Origin of the sequence: Aquibium pacificum (genome assembly GCF_040839445.1) — a bacterium.
GTDB lineage: Bacteria > Pseudomonadota > Alphaproteobacteria > Rhizobiales > Rhizobiaceae > Aquibium > Aquibium pacificus.
In genome coordinates, this window is sequence record NZ_JBDPGJ010000006.1 from 293,544 (window position 1) to 310,258 (window position 16,715).

Consider the following 16,715-nt stretch of genomic DNA (forward strand, 5'->3'; position numbering starts at 1 on the left):
TGGCTAGATCTTTAGAGAGTTTTCTTGAGAGGTTGGGGTTCACATGCGCTTGGCGACTTCTTCAAGCATCACCTCGGTCGCGCCCCCGCCGATCGCCTGCACACGAACGTCGCGCGACATGCGCTCGACCGGGTTTTCGCGCATGTAGCCCATGCCGCCATGGAACTGCACGCAGTCATAGAGCACGCTGTTGGCCAGCTCGCCGCAATAAGCCTTCACTATTGACACCTCGCGCACGCATTCAATGCCAGCCGCGTCGAGCCGCGCGGCGTAATAGACGAGCTGCCGGCCCGCCTCGATCTGTGTCTGGCAGTCCGCAAGACGCTGACGGACGACCTGCTTGTTCCACAAAACGCCGCCGAAAGCCTTGCGCTGCTTGACATAGTCCACGGTCATGTCCAGCGCGGTCTGCGCCTCGGCGCAGACCATCGCGCCCAGCACGATCCGCTCGTTCTGGAAATTTTTCATCACCGCGTAGAAGCCTCTGTTCACCTCGCCCAGGACGTTCTCGGCCGGCACGCGGACATCCTCGAAAATCAGCTCGGCCGTGTCCGAACACAGCCAGCCGGTCTTGTTCAGCGCCCGGCCGACCGAAAAGCCCGGTGTGCCCTTTTCGATGGCGAACATGGTGATCCCGCGCGAGCCCTTGGCGTCGGGGTCGGTCTTGGCGCCAACAAAGTAGAGATCGCCATGCACACCGTTGGTGATGAACATCTTGGTGCCGTTCAACACCCAATCCGACCCATGCTGCACGGCGCGGGTGCGCATCCCCGCAACGTCCGAGCCCGCGCCCGGTTCGGTCACGGCGACGGCGGTGATCGTCTCGCCCGCGGTGATGCCGGGCAACCAGCGCGCCTTCTGCTCGGGTGTGCCGGCGTTTTCCAGGTGCGGCGAGGCCATATCGGTATGCACCAGCACCGTGGCCGAGAACCCGCCGAAGGTGGACCGGCCGACCTCCTCGGCCAGCATCACGCTCGACATGACATCGAGCCCGGCGCCGCCATACTGTTCGTCATAGCGCATGCCGAGAACGCCGAGCGCGCCCATCTGGCGTAGCACCTCACGCGAAACCATGCCCTTCTCTTCCCAGGCTTCGCCCTTGGGCTTCACCTCGGTTTCGATGAAGCGCCGCAGCTGAGCTCGGATCATTTGGATATCCTCGCCGAACGGGCCGGTGGCCGCGTCGATGGTCTCGTGTCGGGTCACGTCCTGTCCTCCGGATCGAGCCTCACCAGGGGCGCGCCGCCGGCGACCGTGTCGCCCGGCGCGCAGTAGATCTCGGCTACCAAGCCCGCGACGGGCGCGGGCAGGCTTTGCAAGAGTTTCATCGCTTCGAGCACCACCAGCGTCTTGCCCTTGCTCACCCGCTCGCCGGGCGCCACCCGGATCTCGACCACCGCGCCGGGCATGGGCGCGCGCACGGTGTCGGCACCGCCCACGGCGCCGGAGGCGCGCTGCAGGTGCCGGTCCTCGAGCGTACGAAGTGGCACCATCGTCATGCCTTCCGGCGCGGAAAGATGCACCTGCCAGCGGTCGCCCGACCGCAGCACATGGGCCCGGCGGGTGAAGGGCGCGCCGTCCATCCGCCCGGTCAGACGCTGCGCGGTCAGGCGCGCAGCCTCGACGCCAAGGGCGGTGCCGTCGGGCAGTATCACCTTTAGCCGCGCGCCCTGCCCCGCGACCCTGATCGGCGCATCGGCGTCATCGCTCCAGTAGCAGGCCGCGCCCGCCCGCCCCGCAGCCTCTGTCAGCCGCCAGGCGGCGAGGCTCTGCCAAGGCGTGTCCGGCGCGGGCGCAAGATGCAGGTGCAGGGCCAGCGCGGCCAGAGCGCGGGTTTCGTCGTCGGGTACGGGGGCGGTCCAGCCGCAGGGGAACATCTCGGCCAGACTGGCCGTATAGTGCGCCATGGCGACGAAGTCGGGATGCGTAATCAGCGCTCGCTGAAACGCCAGGTTCACTCCCACTCCGCCGACCGCAAATTCATCGAGCGCCGCGACCGCCTTGCGGATCGCCTCGTCACGGTCCGCACCGTGGACGATCAACTTGGCAAGCATCGAATCGTAGTGATGTCCTACGACCGATGCTTCTTCCACCCCGCTGTCCAGTCGCACGATCCCCGGCGGCGCCCATAGCGTAATCGTCCCGGTTTCGGGACGGAAATTCTCGGCCGGGTTCTCGGCGGCAACGCGGACCTCGATGGCGTGGCCGTCAAACGAAACGTCCTCTTGCGCAAACCCCAGCGCCTCGCCACGCGCGATACGCAACTGCCACTCCACCAGGTCGATACCGGTGATGGCCTCGGTCACTGGATGCTCCACCTGGAGGCGGGTGTTCATCTCCAGAAAGTAGAATTCGGCCCGCGTGGGGTCGTACAGATATTCCACCGTGCCCGCCGAGCGGTAGCCAATGGCCCGCGCCAGCCGCACTGCGGCATCGCGCATGGCCGAGCGCAAAGCGTCGGGAATATCCGGGGCGGGCGCTTCCTCGATCAGCTTCTGGTGGTTGCGCTGGAGCGAGCAGTCGCGATCGCCCAGATGCAGCACATGGCCATACGCGTCGCCCAGCACCTGCACCTCGACGTGGCGGGCGCGCGGCGCGTAGCGCTCCAGGAACACCGTCGGATCGCCAAAGGCGCCCTTCGCCTCGGCCCGCGCGGCGGCGATGGCCTCGCCTGCTGCGCCGGGATCGGTGACAAGCCGCATTCCGCGCCCGCCGCCGCCGGCGCTGGCCTTGACCAGGAAGGGCGCGCCGAGCGCCTGCGCCTCCTCAAGAAGCCGGTCGTCGGACTGGTCGGCGCCGCGATAGCCGGGCAGCACCGGCACGCCGGCGGCCTCGGCCGTGGCCTTGGCCTCGATCTTCGATCCCATACGCGCAATGGCCTCGGGCGAAGGCCCGATGAAGACCAATCCGGCTTCTTCCACGCGCGCCGCGAATTCGGCATTCTCCGATAGAAACCCATAGCCGGGATGGATGGCGCCTGCCCCGGTGGCGCGCGCCGCCTCAAGGATGGCGTCGACCTTCAGGTAGCTTTCCGCCGGGGCGGCCGGGCCGATGCAGACGGCGTAATCGGCCTCGGCGACGAAGGGTGTGTCGCGATCAGCCTCGGAGAAGACGGCCACGGCTTCCAGCCCCAGCTTCCGGCAGGCGCGCTGGATCCGGCGGGCGATCTCGCCGCGGTTGGCGATCAGGACGCGGGTGAAGCTCAACTCACCCGCCATGACGGCGTGTCCTTGTTCAGGAAGCTGTTGATCCCCTCGATGCCTTCCTCGGTCTCCCAGGCGTCGGCCAGGCGGTCGGCGGTATAGATCATGCTGTCTTCGAGCCCGTGGCTCGCGACATAGGCGATCAGCCGCTTGGTGTCGGCCACTGCCCCGGGCGCGGCCTGCAGATGGGCCTGGACGACGCGCTCCACCGCCTCGTCCAGCGCATCGGGCGCGACCACCTCGGTCAGCAGTCCGATCCGTTCGGCCCGCGCCGTGTCGAACAGGGCACCGGACAGCATCGTCTCGCGCGACGCCGCCTCGCCGATGCGCGCCACCACATAGGGTGAGATGTTGGCGGGCAGGAGGCCGAGCCGCACCTCGGTCAGGCCGAACGTCGCGCCCTCGGCGCCGATGGCGTAGTCGCACACCGATATCAGGCCGACGCCCCCGCCATAGGCCGCCCCGTTGATTCGCCCGATCAGCGGCTTTGGCAGTGTGTCGAGCCGGCGCAAGAGCCGAGCGAGCGTGGCGCTCTGTTCCACCCGTTCCGCGCGGCTCTTTTGCACGTACGAGGCGAACCAGTTGAAGTCGCCCCCCGCGCAGAAGCTCCTGCCCGCCCCGGTCAGCACCACGATGCGCACCGCCCCGTCCTCGGCAAGCGCCGCCGCCGCATCGGCGAGTTCCGAGATCAGCGCCGCGTTGAGCGCATTGTGCTTGTCGGGGCGATTGAGGATCACGGTGGCGACGCCGCGCGCGTCCAGTTCGATCCGCAGCGTTTCATAGCGATCGTAAGCCATTGCCTATCCTTACATTCTGAAGACGGGCGTGTGACGCCCCGTGTCCGGAACCGAGGTCACTATGGCCAGGCACAGGCCCAGGATGTCGCGAGTCTGGCCAGGCTCGATCAGGCCATCGTCCCAGAGCCGCGATGTGGCGTAATAGGGGTCGGACTGTTTGGCATATTGCGCGCGCACCTCGGCCACGATGCGTTCCAGATCGGCCTGCACCTTCGCCGGGTCTCCGCCCTTCCCGCGGCGCAGTTCCTGCATCACATTCGAGGCGATGTCGGCCGACATGGTGGCCAACTCCGCTGTGGGCCAGGCGAAGAGAAAGCGCGGCGCAAACCCCCGGCCGCACATGCCGTAGTTGCCGGCCCCGTAGGATCCGCCCACAATTACCGACAGCCGGGGCACCTTGGCCACCGACATGGCGTAGACCAGCTTGGCGCTATCCTTGGCGATGCCGCCGCGCTCGGCCTCGGTGCCGACCATGAAGCCGGAAACGTTGTGCAGGAACAGAAGCGGAATGTTGCGCTGGTCGCACATCGACACGAACTGCGCGCCCTTGAGCGAGCTGTCGGAGAGCAGCGCGCCGTTGTTGCCGAGGATTCCGACGCGGTAGCCGTGGACGCGGGCGGTGCCGCAGACAAGCGTCTCGCCCCAGTTCGGCTTGAATTCGCGGAACTCGCCCGCATCGATCATGCGCAGCAGAAGCTCTCGTACATCATAGGGCTGCTTGCGGTCGGCGCTGATAACCCCCAACAGCTCTTCGGGATCGTGCAGGGGCGCGGCGGCGGGTGCATCCGGGGCCATCGGTCGCGTGAGGCCCAGATTGCCGACGATGTCGCGCATTAGCGCCAGCGCATGATATTCGTCTTCGGCCAGATGGTCGTTGACGCCCGAGATGCGGGTATGCATCTCGGCCCCGCCCAGCGTTTCGCCGTCCACCTCTTCATTGATCGCCACCTTGACGATGGAAGGGCCGCCAAGATGGATGCGCGCATTGCCGCGCACCATGATGACCTCGTCCGAGAGCGCCGGAATGTAGGCACCTCCCGCCGTGCAGCCGCCGAAGACGGCCGAGATCTGCGGCAGGCCGGAGGCCGACATATTGGTCTGGCGGTAAAAGGAATTGCCGAAATGCCGGGCATCGGGGAAGACCCTGTCCTGCTCGGGCAGATAGGCGCCGCCGCAATCGACGAGGTAAAGACAGGGCAGGCGGTTTTCCGCCGCAATCTCCTGCGCGCGGATGTGCTTCTTGACGGTTTCGTGGTAAAATGATCCACCTTTCACCGTGGCATCATTGGCGATGATCATGCAGGGCAGAGCGTGCACGATGCCAATGCCCGTGACGATCCCGGCGCCGGGCACGTCTCCGCCGTATTGTCCGTAGGCCGCCAGCGAAGAAAGCTCCATGAAGGCGGTGCCGGGATCCACCAGCAGGTCGATTCGTTCGCGGACCAGAAGCTTGCCGCGGCTGCGGTGGCGTTCGACCATGTCGGGGCGCCCGCCTGCGGTTGCTGCGGCGATCCGCGCACGCAAGGTCTCGACGCGGGCTGTCTGTGCATCGTGATTGCCCCTGAAGGTTTCCGAGCCGGCCAATACGGCCGACGTGAGTTCAGCCATGAATCAGACTTCCCGCTGTTCCAGCATTCCATTGAGAAAGACGTCGGCATACGTCGAGGCCAGTGCCTCGACGCTGCCGCGTTCGGGGTCGAACCACTCCAGCGTTGCATTCAGCGCGCCGATAAGCATCAGGCGCAGCCGGCGGATATCGACGTTGCGCCGCAAGGCGCCGTCCCTCTGGAGCCGGGTCAACAGATTATCCCACTCGGCCTCGTAGGCCCGGCGCGTCGGCAGATTGGCATCGCGGACGGATTGCGGCACCTGCCCGAAAATCCGCACATTGGCCGAAGAGTAGTCACTGACATCCAGCAACGCGCGCAGATGTGCCCTGATCGCGGCCCGCAGAATGGCGGCGGCAACGGAGTCATCGGGATGCCCCAAAACAGCTTGGCGCATCTTTTCGTGGACGGCCCTGATACCCGCATCCAGAATGGCCACGACAATCTCGTCCTTCGAGCCGAAATGATAATAGATGCTACCCGCCTTGATGCCCGCCGCCTCCGCGATCTTTCTGAGCGTAACCGGCCCATAGCCCTGTTCGCGGAAAAGCCGCGCCGCGACATCCAGTATGCCGTCGCGCCCGACTGGCCTGCGAACGGAAGCAGCTGAAGCTGTTGTTGAAGCGCACTCGGCCACGGAAGGAATCCAACTCAAGCTCCTTGCATAACTAACACTTGTTAGGTTACTTCCATGGAAGTGTCAACCGCGCTTCAAGGGCTCATTTTGCATCAGCCTTTCAAGGAAATAGCCGATATGCGCACCGCCCGGCCACAATGTCCGCGGTGTTCAAACCCCGCCATGCGGGCTTGCGACCGCATAGGTCAGATGGTGAAGCCGCCCCCGCAGATCACATACTGGCCCGAGATGAAGTTCGATTCGGGCGAGCAGAAAAGATAGACGGCACCAGCCGCCTCTTCGGGCGTGCCGACCCGGCCCAGCGGGATCATCCGCTCCATTTGGCTGAGCAGGTCCGGGTTGACGCCGACCTTGATGTCCCTGTTCCCGACCGTGATCGTGTTGCCGCCGTCGGCGCTGCCCTCGGTCAGACGGGTGCGGATCGGTCCAAAGACCACTGCGTTGACGTTCACTTTGTAGCGCCCCCATTCCTTCGCCATTGCCCGGGTCATGCCCAGGATTCCGGCCTTGGCGGCGGAATAGTTGATCTGGCCGGCATTGCCTCCGGTGCCGGCGATCGAGGAGATGTTCACCACCTTGCGGAACACCTCCTGCCCGACGGCCGCCTCTTCCTTGGCCTTGGCGCTGATCACCGGCTGGGCGGCGCGCAGGATCCTGAAGGGCGCGGTCAGGTGAACGTCGATGATCGCCTGCCACTGTTCATCCGTCATCTTCTGAACGACGCTGTCCCAGGTGTAGCCTGCGTTGTTCACGATGATGTCCAGCCCGCCAAAGCTGTCCATGCCCGTCTTGATGAAACGCTCTGCAAAGCTGTCCTCTGTCACGCTTCCGGCGCAGACCACGGCCTCGCCCCCGGCGGCGCGGACCGCCTCGGCGGTTTCGTTGGCGGGGTCGGCGTCGAGATCGTTCACCACAACGCGCGCGCCTTCTGATGCCAGCTTCAGCGCGATTTCGCGTCCGATGCCACGGCCCGAACCCGAAACCAAAGCCACGCGGCCTCTGAGTTTTCGCGCCATGTCGTCTCCTCCCGTTCGCCCGCCTCAGGCCTTTTCATAAAGTGTTGTCACACAGGCACCGCCGAGGCCCAGATTGTGCTGAAGCGCCAAGCGCGCGCCGTCGACCTGGCGCGCCTCGGCCTGACCACGCAACTGCTGGACAAGCTCGGTGCATTGGGCAAGGCCGGTCGCCCCAAGCGGATGGCCCTTGGACAACAGACCGCCCGACGGGTTGGTCACGTATTTGCCGCCATAGGTGTTGTCGCCATCATCGACAAACTTCGCAGCCTCACCGCGCCCGCAGAGGCCAAGCGCTTCGTAGGTGATCAGCTCGTTATGGGCAAAGCAGTCGTGCAGTTCGACGACGTCCACATCGTCGGGGCCGATGCCGGCGGCCTCGTAGACTTGATCGGCAGCGCGCTTGGCCATCGAGTACCCGACGACCTCACGCATGTCATGGGCGTTGAAGGTTTCCCGGCCGTCCGTTGTCATGGCCTGCGCTGCAATGCGGACCGAGCTGTCGAGACCGTGCTTATCTGCAAATTCCTTGGAACAGATGATTGCCGCGGCCGCGCCACAGGTCGGTGGGCAGGCCATCAGCTTGGTCATCACGCCGGGCCAGACGACCTGAGCTGCCATGACGTCTTCCGGCGTCACTTCCTGCCGGAACAGGGCAACCGGGTTCTTGGCCGCATGCCGACTGGCCTTGGCGCGGATCTTGGCGAAGGTCTCCAGTGTGGTGCCGAACTCTTCCATATGCGCTTTGCCCGCACCACCGAAATACCGTAGCGCAAGCGGGATGCCGGCATTGCCCACCAGGTTGTCGGTTTCTTCGTCAAAAGCTGCAAAAGGGCTGACCCGATCGCTGAACATCGCGCCGATGGCGCCGGGTTGCATCTGTTCGAAACCCAGCGCCAGAGCACAGTCCACCGCGCCGCTTTCGACCGCCTGGCGCGCCAGGAACAGCGCGGTCGAGCCGGTCGAGCAGTTGTTGTTGACGTTGATGACGGGTATTCCGGTCATCCCAACCCGGTAGAGCGCGCGCTGGCCGCAGGTGCTGTCGCCATAGACATAGCCGGCATAGGCCTGCTGAACCTTGTCGTAGTCGAGTCCGGCGTCCTCCAGCGCCGTGCGCGCCGCCTTCGCAGCCATCACGTCGTAGCTTTCAGACTTGCCCGGTTTCTGAAAGGCCACCATTCCAACGCCGGTGACATAGGCTTTGCCGTTCATGTCTCTCTCCCGCTTTCCATCCGCCACGTTCCAACGCCGACGCCGGACCATTTTCTACCAGTTGTTAGATTTTAACACACTGGAACGCACGCCTGTCAACATCGCTGGTGAGGGAGACGTCCCCGGCACCCATCCGAGATCAATCGCGGCAAGCGAGCGGAGGTATCGCTAACTTACGAACGATCTCTTGCCCGGCTTCCCATCACCCGTCGGGGCTTGCAGACAAGGCTCGCTTGCCGGATTTGTCCATTTTAAGCGACATCCGGTCCATTGCCCCTTCAAAGACCCCTTCAGCCTTCCACCGATCCGCGATTTCTCCGAGCGAGTCCAGAACGCTTCGCAGGTCGTCACCACGCTGCGTCAAGCCATAGGTCACCGCAGGCGGGATCGTCTCCGCCTGTTCCCGCCATATGACCCCGGCGCCTTCGAGCATCCGCAGGCGTTCGGTCAGCATTCGCGTCGATATCCCCGGCACGGAGCGTCTCAGCGCTCCGAATCGTTGCGGCCCTTTGTCACTCAGAACCCAGATGATGTAGGTCGTCCACGGCCCCATGAGCAGACGCAGGATCGAGTCCATCGGGCACTGTGGCGGCGTCTTGGACATCGGTGTCCACTCCCTGTTGCTGCAGTTACTTTTCCGTTCCTACTTTGATTTCCGCCGTAACTCAACTATTCTCGACCAAGCGGGCAACATTCAAAGCAGGCAACGGGAAGATGGCATGAGCGACAGGACGGTGCGTATCACTTATTGGATTGCAACAGGGTTCGTCGCCCTGGTCTATCTGGGAGGGGCGATCTTCTACGTCACGGCCAATGACATGGTGACGGGGATGTACGAGAGCGTGCTTGGCTACCCGACCTACCTGATCTGGCCACTTGCCGCTGTGAAGATCGTGGCCGCGATCGTGATACTCTGGCGTCCCTCGGCTTTTCTGACTGACTTCGCTTATGGCGCGATGTTCTGGCACCTTCTTCTGGCGGTATCGGCGCATGTGAGCGCGGGCGATCCCGGCTGGCCCCCTGCTCTCTTGGCTCTGTTCGCGCTTGTGGTTTCCTTCCTGACACAAAACCGCGTCCGCGCGGTCAAATCGCCTCATGGCAATGTGATGAGAGGACAACAGGCCTGACAGGCGCTCCGGCTGCACAGTCTTGCGCCTCGAACTTCAGCATTTCCGTCAGGCCGGGAGGGACAATCAGATATGACTCGCATGCCAACGGTGTTCATCCCTCATGGAGGCGGTCCCTGCTTTTTCATGGATTGGAACCCGCCGGATGAATGGGACCGGCACCGCCAGTTCCTGCAGAGCCTGCCCGGCACGTTGCCCGAGCGTCCGAAGGCGCTCTTGGTGATCTCGGGTCATTGGGAGGAGCGTGCGTTCACCGTTCAGACCAACCCCGCCCCGCCGCTTCTGTTCGACTATGGCGGTTTCCCGCCTCACACCTATGAACTGAGTTGGCCCGCCCCCGGTGATCCTGTGCTGGCCGACCGTGTTCATCATCTGATCCGTGCCGCCGGTCTACCGGCGGCGAAAGACGCCGCGCGCGGCTTTGACCACGGCGCGTTCGTGCCGCTCAAGGTCGCCTTTCCCGATGCCGATTTCCCCTGTGTTCAACTGTCGCTTGCCAGCGATCTCGATCCCGGACGCCACATCGCGCTGGGTCAAGCCTTGGCGCCCCTGCGCGACGAGGGCGTGCTGATCATCGGCAGCGGCAACACCTATCACAACATGGGTGTGATGATGCGCAGCCTGCGCGGCGGACCACGGGGGGACACTGTCGGCGGCACGTTCGACGCCTGGCTGACCAAGGCGGTGACCTGCCCGGATGCCGGGGAACGAAACCGCAGGCTGACGTACTGGTCCAAAGCCCCGGGCGGCCGCGATGCACATCCCAGAGAAGAGCACCTAATCCCGCTGCATGTCATCGCCGGCGCGGCGGGCGCTGATATCGGCCGGAAAACCCTGGAAGATCACGTTCTTGGTGCCGTCGAAAGCGCCTTTCGGTTCGGTTGACAGGAAAAGGAAAGGAACACCACGAAATGTCCAACACCATCAAGGGCCCCTTCATCGTGACCGGCGCATCCGGTCATCTCGGCAGCCAGGTCATCGAAGCCCTTCTTGAGGAAGGAGCCGAACCCCTTGTCGCGGTCACGCGCTCGCCGGAGAAGCTCGAGGCGCTTGGGGCGCGCGGCGTCGAGATCCGGGCGGGAGACTTCAATGACCCGGCCACGCTTGGGCCGGCTTTCGCCGGCGGCGGACGGCTGCTGATCATTTCGACGGACGACCTTGCCCCGGGCAAACGCTTCGCCGCGCACAGCAATGCCGTAGCCGCCGCCAAAGAGGCAGGTGTTTCGCACATCGTCTACACCTCGCTCACCAATCCGGACGAGGGCAACCCGATCGGATTTGCGAGGGACCACCGCGAGACCGAGGTGTCAATCAAGGATACCGGAATCTCCCATACGATCCTGCGGAACTGCCTTTACGCCGATCTCTTGCTGATGAACGGCCAACAAGCTGTCGGCGCGGGCGCCCTTTATTCTGCGGCGGGTGACGGCAAGGCGGGTTATGTCACCCGTGCCGATTGCGCCCGCGCGGCTGCCGCGGCCCTATTGACCGAGACCGGTTCCTCGGTCCGCGATATCACCGGGCCCGCGGCCGTCAGCCAGGCCGAAATTGCGGTGATCTTGTCCGAGGCCACCGGGAAAGAGATCCCCTATGTCCCGATCACGCGGGACGCCTTGGTCGCCGCCATGACAGAGAAGGGCATGCCAGACTCCGTAGCGGATGTCTTCTCGTCCTTCGACGTCGCCATCGCCGAAGGATACCTGGACGTCACCTCGAACGACGTGCAAGACCTGACCGGCCAAGGCGGGCAGTCGGTGCGGGATTTTCTGCTTGCCAACAAGGCCGTTCTGATCGGTCAGGGATAAACGACACTTACGGAGGCTCTGTCGTGCTGAAGATACCCCCACGCGAGGGGCCAAGGCCCAAGACCACGCCTTGCGCCCCGCATACGCAGATCAGCCAGAACCCGGATGCACGGTTCCATCGGGCGTTCAAGGACAGGGCTTTCGATTTTCCTTTTGTCACGCGCCAGCCTTCGATGATCTCTGTCCCGGGCGCCGAGGCGCTGTGCCTCAAACACGGGCACGGCCGCGGTTGCCGCAAGGCGTTCATGATCGGCAATGAGTTCGCCCATGTCCATCCGCCGCAGGACGGCAGCCTGCACATGATGCTGCCGGAGGAGGCCGTGCCGCAGATCGTCGATCTGGGCTGGGCGGAGCCGCATCCGATGGCGGCGGCCGGCATGATCCCGTCAACCGCAGTTATGGTCTACGGCCCCCGAAACGAGGTGGAGATCGAAACGGTTCTCGAACTCCTGCGCCTGTCCTATGACTTTGCCTGTGGCAAGCTCGGGCGGGTCGACAGCGTCGTTCTTTGACGGAAAGAACCGAGCGGCGCTTGCTAAGATAGATCGTCGATCCGCTTGCGCCGACGGTCCTTTCGATCTCCTTGTCGCCGGCGCCAGTGTTGGTAGCCAGTAGGATCTGCGCCGCTTGTGCGGACGGACCGAATGCTTGCCGCCGCTGAGAAAGGCTGTGTGTTCGCACGCTGCGCTCGCCTTGGCTGAGTTCGACCCACTAGCGCGATCCTCTCACTGCGTCGAGAGTTCAGGCACCTTATAGTTTTTATCAGGACGACGAGGGAGGGTTGGCCTCATTCGGGCACAAGCGCCATCGGCGCCGCGTTGAGCGGCGGTGTTTGTTCGGCGACGTCTCCTGTTCTGGTTACGGGAAAGGTTCAGGTCCGGAGTCCGGAGACGTCAGTGGGGGCGCGGTGCGTATTCGGGCATGCGCCAGGGCAAATACGTCGGCATAGGGGGCAAGCTGACGCCATCGCCACCTTGATGCGGGCTCCGAGACGCGAACCTGTGCGCCGGTCTTTAGGAGTTCCAGGAGGATGGTTCGGTGGCCCGGGCCAGCGGCGTCTGGGCAAGGCCGAGGCGGCGTAGGGCACAGATCAGGACATGGGTAAAGGAGGCAAGCGAGAGGCGCAGTTGGTTGGCCCCTAAGGGTCGAGCTGGCATCCTTTGATGCGGCTCATTCGGCGGACGCCGGCGTCGCGCGCAGGATCGAGATGCTCGTCGAACCCGAGGATGTATCAATCTTACGCTGATGTTCCCAACCCGACACCAATCAATGTGCAGCGGTACTGGCAGATCCTGAAGCGGCGGAACAAACCAGCTGTCCGATCGGATTATTTTCGTGCGTGGCCGCTTATGAAGGTGGCTGTTCCATCCCACAGGCGTGCATATTTGAGCGAGATGGGTTTTCATCGCACCGGCTATCGTGTCACAGGCGGAATATCCCGTAGTGCGGATCGTCAATCGGAGCATTAAGTGCGGCAGAGATCGACATCGCCAAAGCATTTCTGGTGTCGACGGGATCGAGGATGCCGTCATCCCAAATCTCGGAGGTCGAGGTATAGGCCTCCACGTCGCGCTTGTAGCGCTCCAGCACCGGTTCTCGGATCGCGGCGATCTCCTCGTCGGTCAGTTCTTTGCCTTCGCGTTGAAGCTGCCGGATCTTGACGTCGGCCATAGTGTTGGCGGCCTGGTCGGCACCCATCACGCCGATTTCGGCCTGCGGCCACATGAACAGCGTACGCGCATCCCAGGCCCGCCCGCACATGCCGTAATTACCCGCCCCGTACGAGGCATTGGCGATCACTGTGAATTTCGGCACGACCGAGCCGCCCTGCGCCATGAGCATCTTGGCGCCGTCCTTGGCGATACCGCGCTCTTCATACTCGCGGCCCACCATGTAGCCGGTGATGTTCTGGAAGAAGACCAGCGGCGTGCGGTTCTGGTTGCAAAGTTGCATGAAATGCGCAGCCTTAAGCGAGCTGTCGTTGAACAACACCCCGTTGTTGGCCAGGATTCCCACCTTGTAGCCCCAGATATGGGCAAAGCCGCAGACAAGCGTGGTGCCGTAATCGGGCTGGTATTCGTGAAAGCGTGAGCCGTCCACGATCCGCGCCAGCACCTCGCGCATGTCGAACTGGGTTTTCCGATCCTTGGGGATGATCCCATAGAGCTCCTTCGGATCGTAGTACGGCTCTTCGCAAGGCGCGGTCTCGATGATCGTCTTGGGCATCCGCTTCCACTGGCTGACAATCTCGCGTGCCAGAGAAAAGGCGTGCTGTTCGGTTGCAGCGCGATAATCGCCCGTGCCCGAGACCGAGGTGTGCATGACTGCCCCGCCAAGTTCCTGAACGCCGACTACTTCGCCGGTGGCTGCCTTGACCAGCGGCGGACCGCCCAGAAAGATGGCGCCTGTGCCCTCGATGATGATGTTGTAATCGCTCAGCGTTGGCACATAGGCGCCGCCTGCGGTGCAATGCCCCCCAACCACTGCGATCTGGGGGATGTTGGCCTGGCTCAGCTTGACCTGGTTGCGAAACACCCGACCGCCCAGATACCTGTCCGGGAACACGCCGTGTTGGAGCGGCAGGAAGCCGCCGGCGCTGTCGCAGATGTGGATGACCGGCAGGCGGTTCTCCAGCGCGACATCCAGAAGCCGCACGATCTTCTTCACGGTCAGCGGATACCAGGCCCCGCCCTTGACGCTGGCATCGTTGGCATGAATGGCGACTTCGCGCCCTTGTACGATACCGATGCCCGTCACCACGGCGGCACCGGGCACCGCCCCGTCATATTCGCGACATGCGGCGAGGGTGGAAAACTCCAGGAACGGCGTGCCGGGGTCCAGCAGCAGCTTCAGCCGCTCACGCACGCCCAGTTTGTTCTGGCGTGCCAGGCGGTCGTTGTCCCGTTGGGGCCGCTCGAAACGCGCCGCGTGCTGGCGGGTGTGAAACTCCTTCAGCCGTGCGGACATGGCGGCGAAGTTTGCCTTGTAGTCGGGGGCGTTCGTGTCGATCTGGCTTTCGATCCGGCGCATGGTCAGTCCTCCTCCGGAGCCAACTGGGCAAGGACGTCCTTCAGCCCGAAACTGTCGCCCGCGGCAAACGGGATTTCGGCAACCACACCGTCGCGCGGCGCGGCAAGGGTGGTTTCAAGCTTCATGCTTTCGATGACCAGAAGCGGCTGGCCCGCGGCAACGATGTCTCCCGGTTTGACCGCCACCGAGACGACGACCCCCGGCATCGGCGCCACAAGCCGATCGTCGCTCGCGCCGCCATCGCTTCCGGCAAGACGCTCGGCGGGATCGACCCGCCCGACTTCGTAGGTACGACCGTCCATGTGCACAAATGTCGCCTCGGGGCCAGCGGCTAGACGGACGTCGCGGACAAGGCCCCTCGCCCGCAAGACAAAACCGCCCGGCGAAGTCGTCGGGTCCAATCGGCAGGGCAGCACGCCCTCGGGGGTATTCAGTACAAATCGGCTGCCGTCATGGGCGAGCCAGCATTCGGTCTCTTCGCCGCCGATCTGAAATATCCTCCGCATCAGTTTCTCCAACCACCCATCTTGCGGTGCATATCCGATATCTGCATCACTTCGGCCACCAGCCTTTCGTCCGACAGGGCCGCGACCGCCATCAGCAGGTCGTCCACATTCTCGCCCGGCGCGGTCAATGCATCCGCCTGCTCGGCCAGGAAACCGGTCGAGACGTCGCCCGACGCGAAATCGGGATGGGCCAGGATCGCATCCAGGTAGCCGGTGTTGGTCGTTACACCGAGGATCACGTAGTTTTGCACCGCGTGACGCGCACGGGCGATGGCCTGCGCACGATCCGATCCATGCGCGATCAGCTTGGACAGCATCGGGTCGAAATCGGTCGTCACCTTACCGCCGTCCAGGATGCCGCTGTCGACGCGAACCCCCTCGCCCCGCGGTTCGTCCAGCAGCAGGATATTCCCGATCGAGGGGCGGAAATCGGCCGTTGCATCCTCGGCGCAGATGCGCAGCTCGATGGAGTGGCCCGTCTGCGGAATGTCGGCTTGGGTGCCGGTCAGCCCCTCTCCCGCCGCAATGCGTAGCTGCTCGGCGACCAGGTCGAAGCCCGTCACCATCTCGGTCACGGGATGTTCGACCTGAAGGCGGGTGTTCATTTCCAGGAAATAGAAGGCACCGTCCTGAGCATAGATGAACTCGACCGTCCCGGCACCGCGGTAGTTGACGGCGCGGGCAATCCCGGCGGCGGTTTCGCAGATGTCCAGGCGTTGTTCGGGCGAAAGCGCCGGAGACGGCGTTTCCTCTATGATCTTCTGGAATCGGCGCTGGATCGAGCATTCGCGCTCCCAGAAGTGGACCACATTGCCCTTCCCGTCCCCCATCACCTGCACCTCGATATGGCGCGGGCGTTCGATATACCGTTCGACAAACAGCCGGCCATCTCCGAAATAGCGCTTGCCCTCGCGCCGTGCGGCCTCGATCTCCGCCTCCAGCGCGGCATCCTCGCGCACCACGCGCATTCCTTTTCCGCCGCCGCCTGCCGAAGGCTTGATCAGCAGTGGATAGCCCACGGCACGGGCGCGTTCGAGAAAGGTCGCGGGGCCGTCATCCTCAATGGCCGACGGGGCGACGGGAAATCCGCGCTCTTCGACAAAGGCCCGTGCGCGTACCTTGTCGCCCATCAGATCGATGACATCGGAGGTCGGGCCGACGAAGGTCACTCCCGTTTTTTCCAGCGCGGCCACGAAGCCCGCGTTTTCCGACAGAAAACCGTAGCCGGGATGCACCGCGTCCGCGCCGATCCGTTTTGCAACCTCGACAATCTGCGGGATGTCGAGATAGGCGGCCACGGGCGTGGGCCCATCGATGGTCACAACCTCATCCGCGATGGCATGGGCTGGCCCCTCCTGCTCGGATGCATGGCGCAGCACGGCGGTCTCGAGGCCGCGTGCCTTGGCGGTGCGCAGGACGCGCGCCGCGATCTCGCCCCGATTGGCGACCAGAAGTTTTGAAATGGTCATGGGCTTGTCATCTCAGCTGGGGTTCGAGGCGTTCAGCCCGTCGCGCGCGGCCAGATCGGCCGGCACAGGTATTTGGATATCGAGGAGCATCTGTGCGAAGCCCTTGCCCTGCGGGTCGATCCTGACCGATGCGATGCCGCCGCCGCCCAGCGAGTCGTGCAGCAGGAAGTTCAGCGCATGAGTGCCGGGCAGTTCGAACCGCTCGACCGGTCCGTTGCAGAGATGCGCAAAGTAGTCCTTCACGGTTTCTTCGGTCAGCGCCGAGCGGATATAGGGCAAATACTCGGGCTTGCGCGCGATCACGCCGAT

16 protein-coding genes and 1 pseudogene are annotated in these 16,715 nt (G+C 64.0%); 4 read left to right on the forward strand and 13 right to left on the reverse strand.

What is annotated here, in order from left to right:
* Positions 1–39: 39 nt before the first annotated feature.
* The 8 genes from ABGN05_RS24955 to ABGN05_RS24990 form a co-directional block, all read right to left on the reverse strand.
* Complete coding sequence (locus ABGN05_RS24955; RefSeq protein WP_367956724.1) at positions 40–1,206, reverse strand: acyl-CoA dehydrogenase family protein; 1,167 nt, start codon at positions 1,204–1,206, stop codon at positions 40–42.
* Positions 1,203–3,218: an acetyl/propionyl/methylcrotonyl-CoA carboxylase subunit alpha gene (locus tag ABGN05_RS24960; protein WP_367956725.1), complete on the reverse strand. Its 2,016-nt coding sequence runs from the start codon at positions 3,216–3,218 to the stop codon at positions 1,203–1,205. Before ABGN05_RS24960 ends, ABGN05_RS24955 begins: the two co-directional genes overlap by 4 nt.
* On the reverse strand, positions 3,203–4,000 hold the full coding sequence (locus ABGN05_RS24965) for a crotonase/enoyl-CoA hydratase family protein (protein ID WP_367956726.1): 798 nt from the start codon (positions 3,998–4,000) through the stop codon (positions 3,203–3,205). Before ABGN05_RS24965 ends, ABGN05_RS24960 begins: the two co-directional genes overlap by 16 nt.
* Positions 4,001–4,009: 9 nt before the next feature.
* Positions 4,010–5,608: an acyl-CoA carboxylase subunit beta gene (locus ABGN05_RS24970; RefSeq protein WP_367956727.1), complete on the reverse strand. Its 1,599-nt coding sequence runs from the start codon at positions 5,606–5,608 to the stop codon at positions 4,010–4,012.
* A 3-nt stretch (positions 5,609–5,611) separates the two neighbouring features.
* Positions 5,612–6,244 (reverse strand): TetR/AcrR family transcriptional regulator, encoded by a 633-nt coding sequence (locus ABGN05_RS24975; RefSeq protein ID WP_367956728.1) that lies wholly within the window; start codon positions 6,242–6,244, stop codon positions 5,612–5,614.
* 185 nt (positions 6,245–6,429) lie between these two features.
* Entirely contained in the window at positions 6,430–7,260 is an 831-nt protein-coding gene (locus ABGN05_RS24980; RefSeq protein ID WP_367956729.1) for an SDR family NAD(P)-dependent oxidoreductase, read from the reverse strand.
* Positions 7,261–7,284: 24 nt separating this feature from the next.
* On the reverse strand, positions 7,285–8,469 hold the full coding sequence (locus tag ABGN05_RS24985) for a lipid-transfer protein (protein ID WP_173194949.1): 1,185 nt from the start codon (positions 8,467–8,469) through the stop codon (positions 7,285–7,287).
* 202 nt (positions 8,470–8,671) lie between these two features.
* Positions 8,672–9,073, reverse strand: a complete 402-nt coding sequence (locus tag ABGN05_RS24990; RefSeq protein WP_367956730.1) for a winged helix-turn-helix transcriptional regulator — start codon at positions 9,071–9,073, stop codon at positions 8,672–8,674.
* Here ABGN05_RS24990 and ABGN05_RS24995 point away from each other — a divergent pair.
* The 4 genes from ABGN05_RS24995 (at position 9,066) to ABGN05_RS25010 (ending at position 11,913) form a co-directional block, all read left to right on the forward strand.
* Complete coding sequence (locus ABGN05_RS24995; protein WP_367956731.1) at positions 9,066–9,596, forward strand: DoxX family protein; 531 nt, start codon at positions 9,066–9,068, stop codon at positions 9,594–9,596. The two genes, ABGN05_RS24990 and ABGN05_RS24995, sit on opposite strands and share 8 nt — an antisense overlap.
* Before the next feature lie 72 nt (positions 9,597–9,668).
* Positions 9,669–10,481, forward strand: coding sequence for a DODA-type extradiol aromatic ring-opening family dioxygenase (locus ABGN05_RS25000; RefSeq protein WP_367956732.1), 813 nt, complete (start codon positions 9,669–9,671; stop codon positions 10,479–10,481).
* 26 nt (positions 10,482–10,507) lie between these two features.
* A complete protein-coding gene (locus ABGN05_RS25005; protein WP_367956733.1) occupies positions 10,508–11,401 on the forward strand; it encodes an SDR family oxidoreductase in 894 nt (297 codons plus the stop codon).
* Positions 11,402–11,424: 23 nt separating this feature from the next.
* Entirely contained in the window at positions 11,425–11,913 is a 489-nt protein-coding gene (locus ABGN05_RS25010) for a luciferase domain-containing protein (protein WP_367956734.1), read from the forward strand.
* A gap of 346 nt (positions 11,914–12,259) precedes the next feature.
* On the opposite strand, the pseudogene ABGN05_RS25015 reads toward ABGN05_RS25010, so the two are convergent.
* The 5 genes and pseudogenes from ABGN05_RS25015 to ABGN05_RS25035 form a co-directional block, all read right to left on the reverse strand.
* Positions 12,260–12,543, reverse strand: a pseudogene (locus ABGN05_RS25015) (transposase); the annotation flags it as partial.
* A 280-nt stretch (positions 12,544–12,823) separates the two neighbouring features.
* Positions 12,824–14,431 (reverse strand): acyl-CoA carboxylase subunit beta, encoded by a 1,608-nt coding sequence (locus ABGN05_RS25020; RefSeq protein ID WP_252913168.1) that lies wholly within the window; start codon positions 14,429–14,431, stop codon positions 12,824–12,826.
* Positions 14,432–14,433: 2 nt separating this feature from the next.
* Complete coding sequence (locus ABGN05_RS25025; RefSeq protein ID WP_367956735.1) at positions 14,434–14,949, reverse strand: acyl-CoA carboxylase biotin carboxyl carrier protein subunit; 516 nt, start codon at positions 14,947–14,949, stop codon at positions 14,434–14,436.
* Positions 14,937–16,406 (reverse strand): acetyl-CoA carboxylase biotin carboxylase subunit, encoded by a 1,470-nt coding sequence (locus ABGN05_RS25030; protein WP_367956736.1) that lies wholly within the window; start codon positions 16,404–16,406, stop codon positions 14,937–14,939. The genes ABGN05_RS25025 and ABGN05_RS25030 overlap by 13 nt, the downstream gene beginning before the upstream one ends.
* A gap of 12 nt (positions 16,407–16,418) precedes the next feature.
* Positions 16,419–16,715, reverse strand: a 297-nt coding sequence (locus ABGN05_RS25035) for an AtuA-related protein (protein ID WP_367956737.1), incomplete at its 5' end; no start/stop codon positions are given.

Bases quoted from the DNA above. Each gene is read 5' to 3' on its own strand.
- ABGN05_RS24990 (WP_367956730.1), bottom strand. From the start codon at position 9,073: ATGTCCAAGACGCCGCCACAGTGCCCGATGGACTCGATCCTGCGTCTG.
- ABGN05_RS24970 (WP_367956727.1), bottom strand. From the start codon at position 5,608: ATGGCTGAACTCACGTCGGCCGTATTGGCCGGCTCGGAAACCTTCAGG.
- ABGN05_RS24980 (WP_367956729.1), bottom strand. From the start codon at position 7,260: ATGGCGCGAAAACTCAGAGGCCGCGTGGCTTTGGTTTCGGGTTCGGGC.
- ABGN05_RS24965 (WP_367956726.1), bottom strand. From the start codon at position 4,000: ATGGCTTACGATCGCTATGAAACGCTGCGGATCGAACTGGACGCGCGC.
- ABGN05_RS24985 (WP_173194949.1), bottom strand. From the start codon at position 8,469: ATGAACGGCAAAGCCTATGTCACCGGCGTTGGAATGGTGGCCTTTCAG.
- ABGN05_RS25005 (WP_367956733.1), top strand. From the start codon at position 10,508: ATGTCCAACACCATCAAGGGCCCCTTCATCGTGACCGGCGCATCCGGT.
- ABGN05_RS24960 (WP_367956725.1), bottom strand. From the start codon at position 3,218: ATGGCGGGTGAGTTGAGCTTCACCCGCGTCCTGATCGCCAACCGCGGC.
- ABGN05_RS25030 (WP_367956736.1), bottom strand. From the start codon at position 16,406: ATGACCATTTCAAAACTTCTGGTCGCCAATCGGGGCGAGATCGCGGCG.
- ABGN05_RS25020 (WP_252913168.1), bottom strand. From the start codon at position 14,431: ATGCGCCGGATCGAAAGCCAGATCGACACGAACGCCCCCGACTACAAG.
- ABGN05_RS25000 (WP_367956732.1), top strand. From the start codon at position 9,669: ATGACTCGCATGCCAACGGTGTTCATCCCTCATGGAGGCGGTCCCTGC.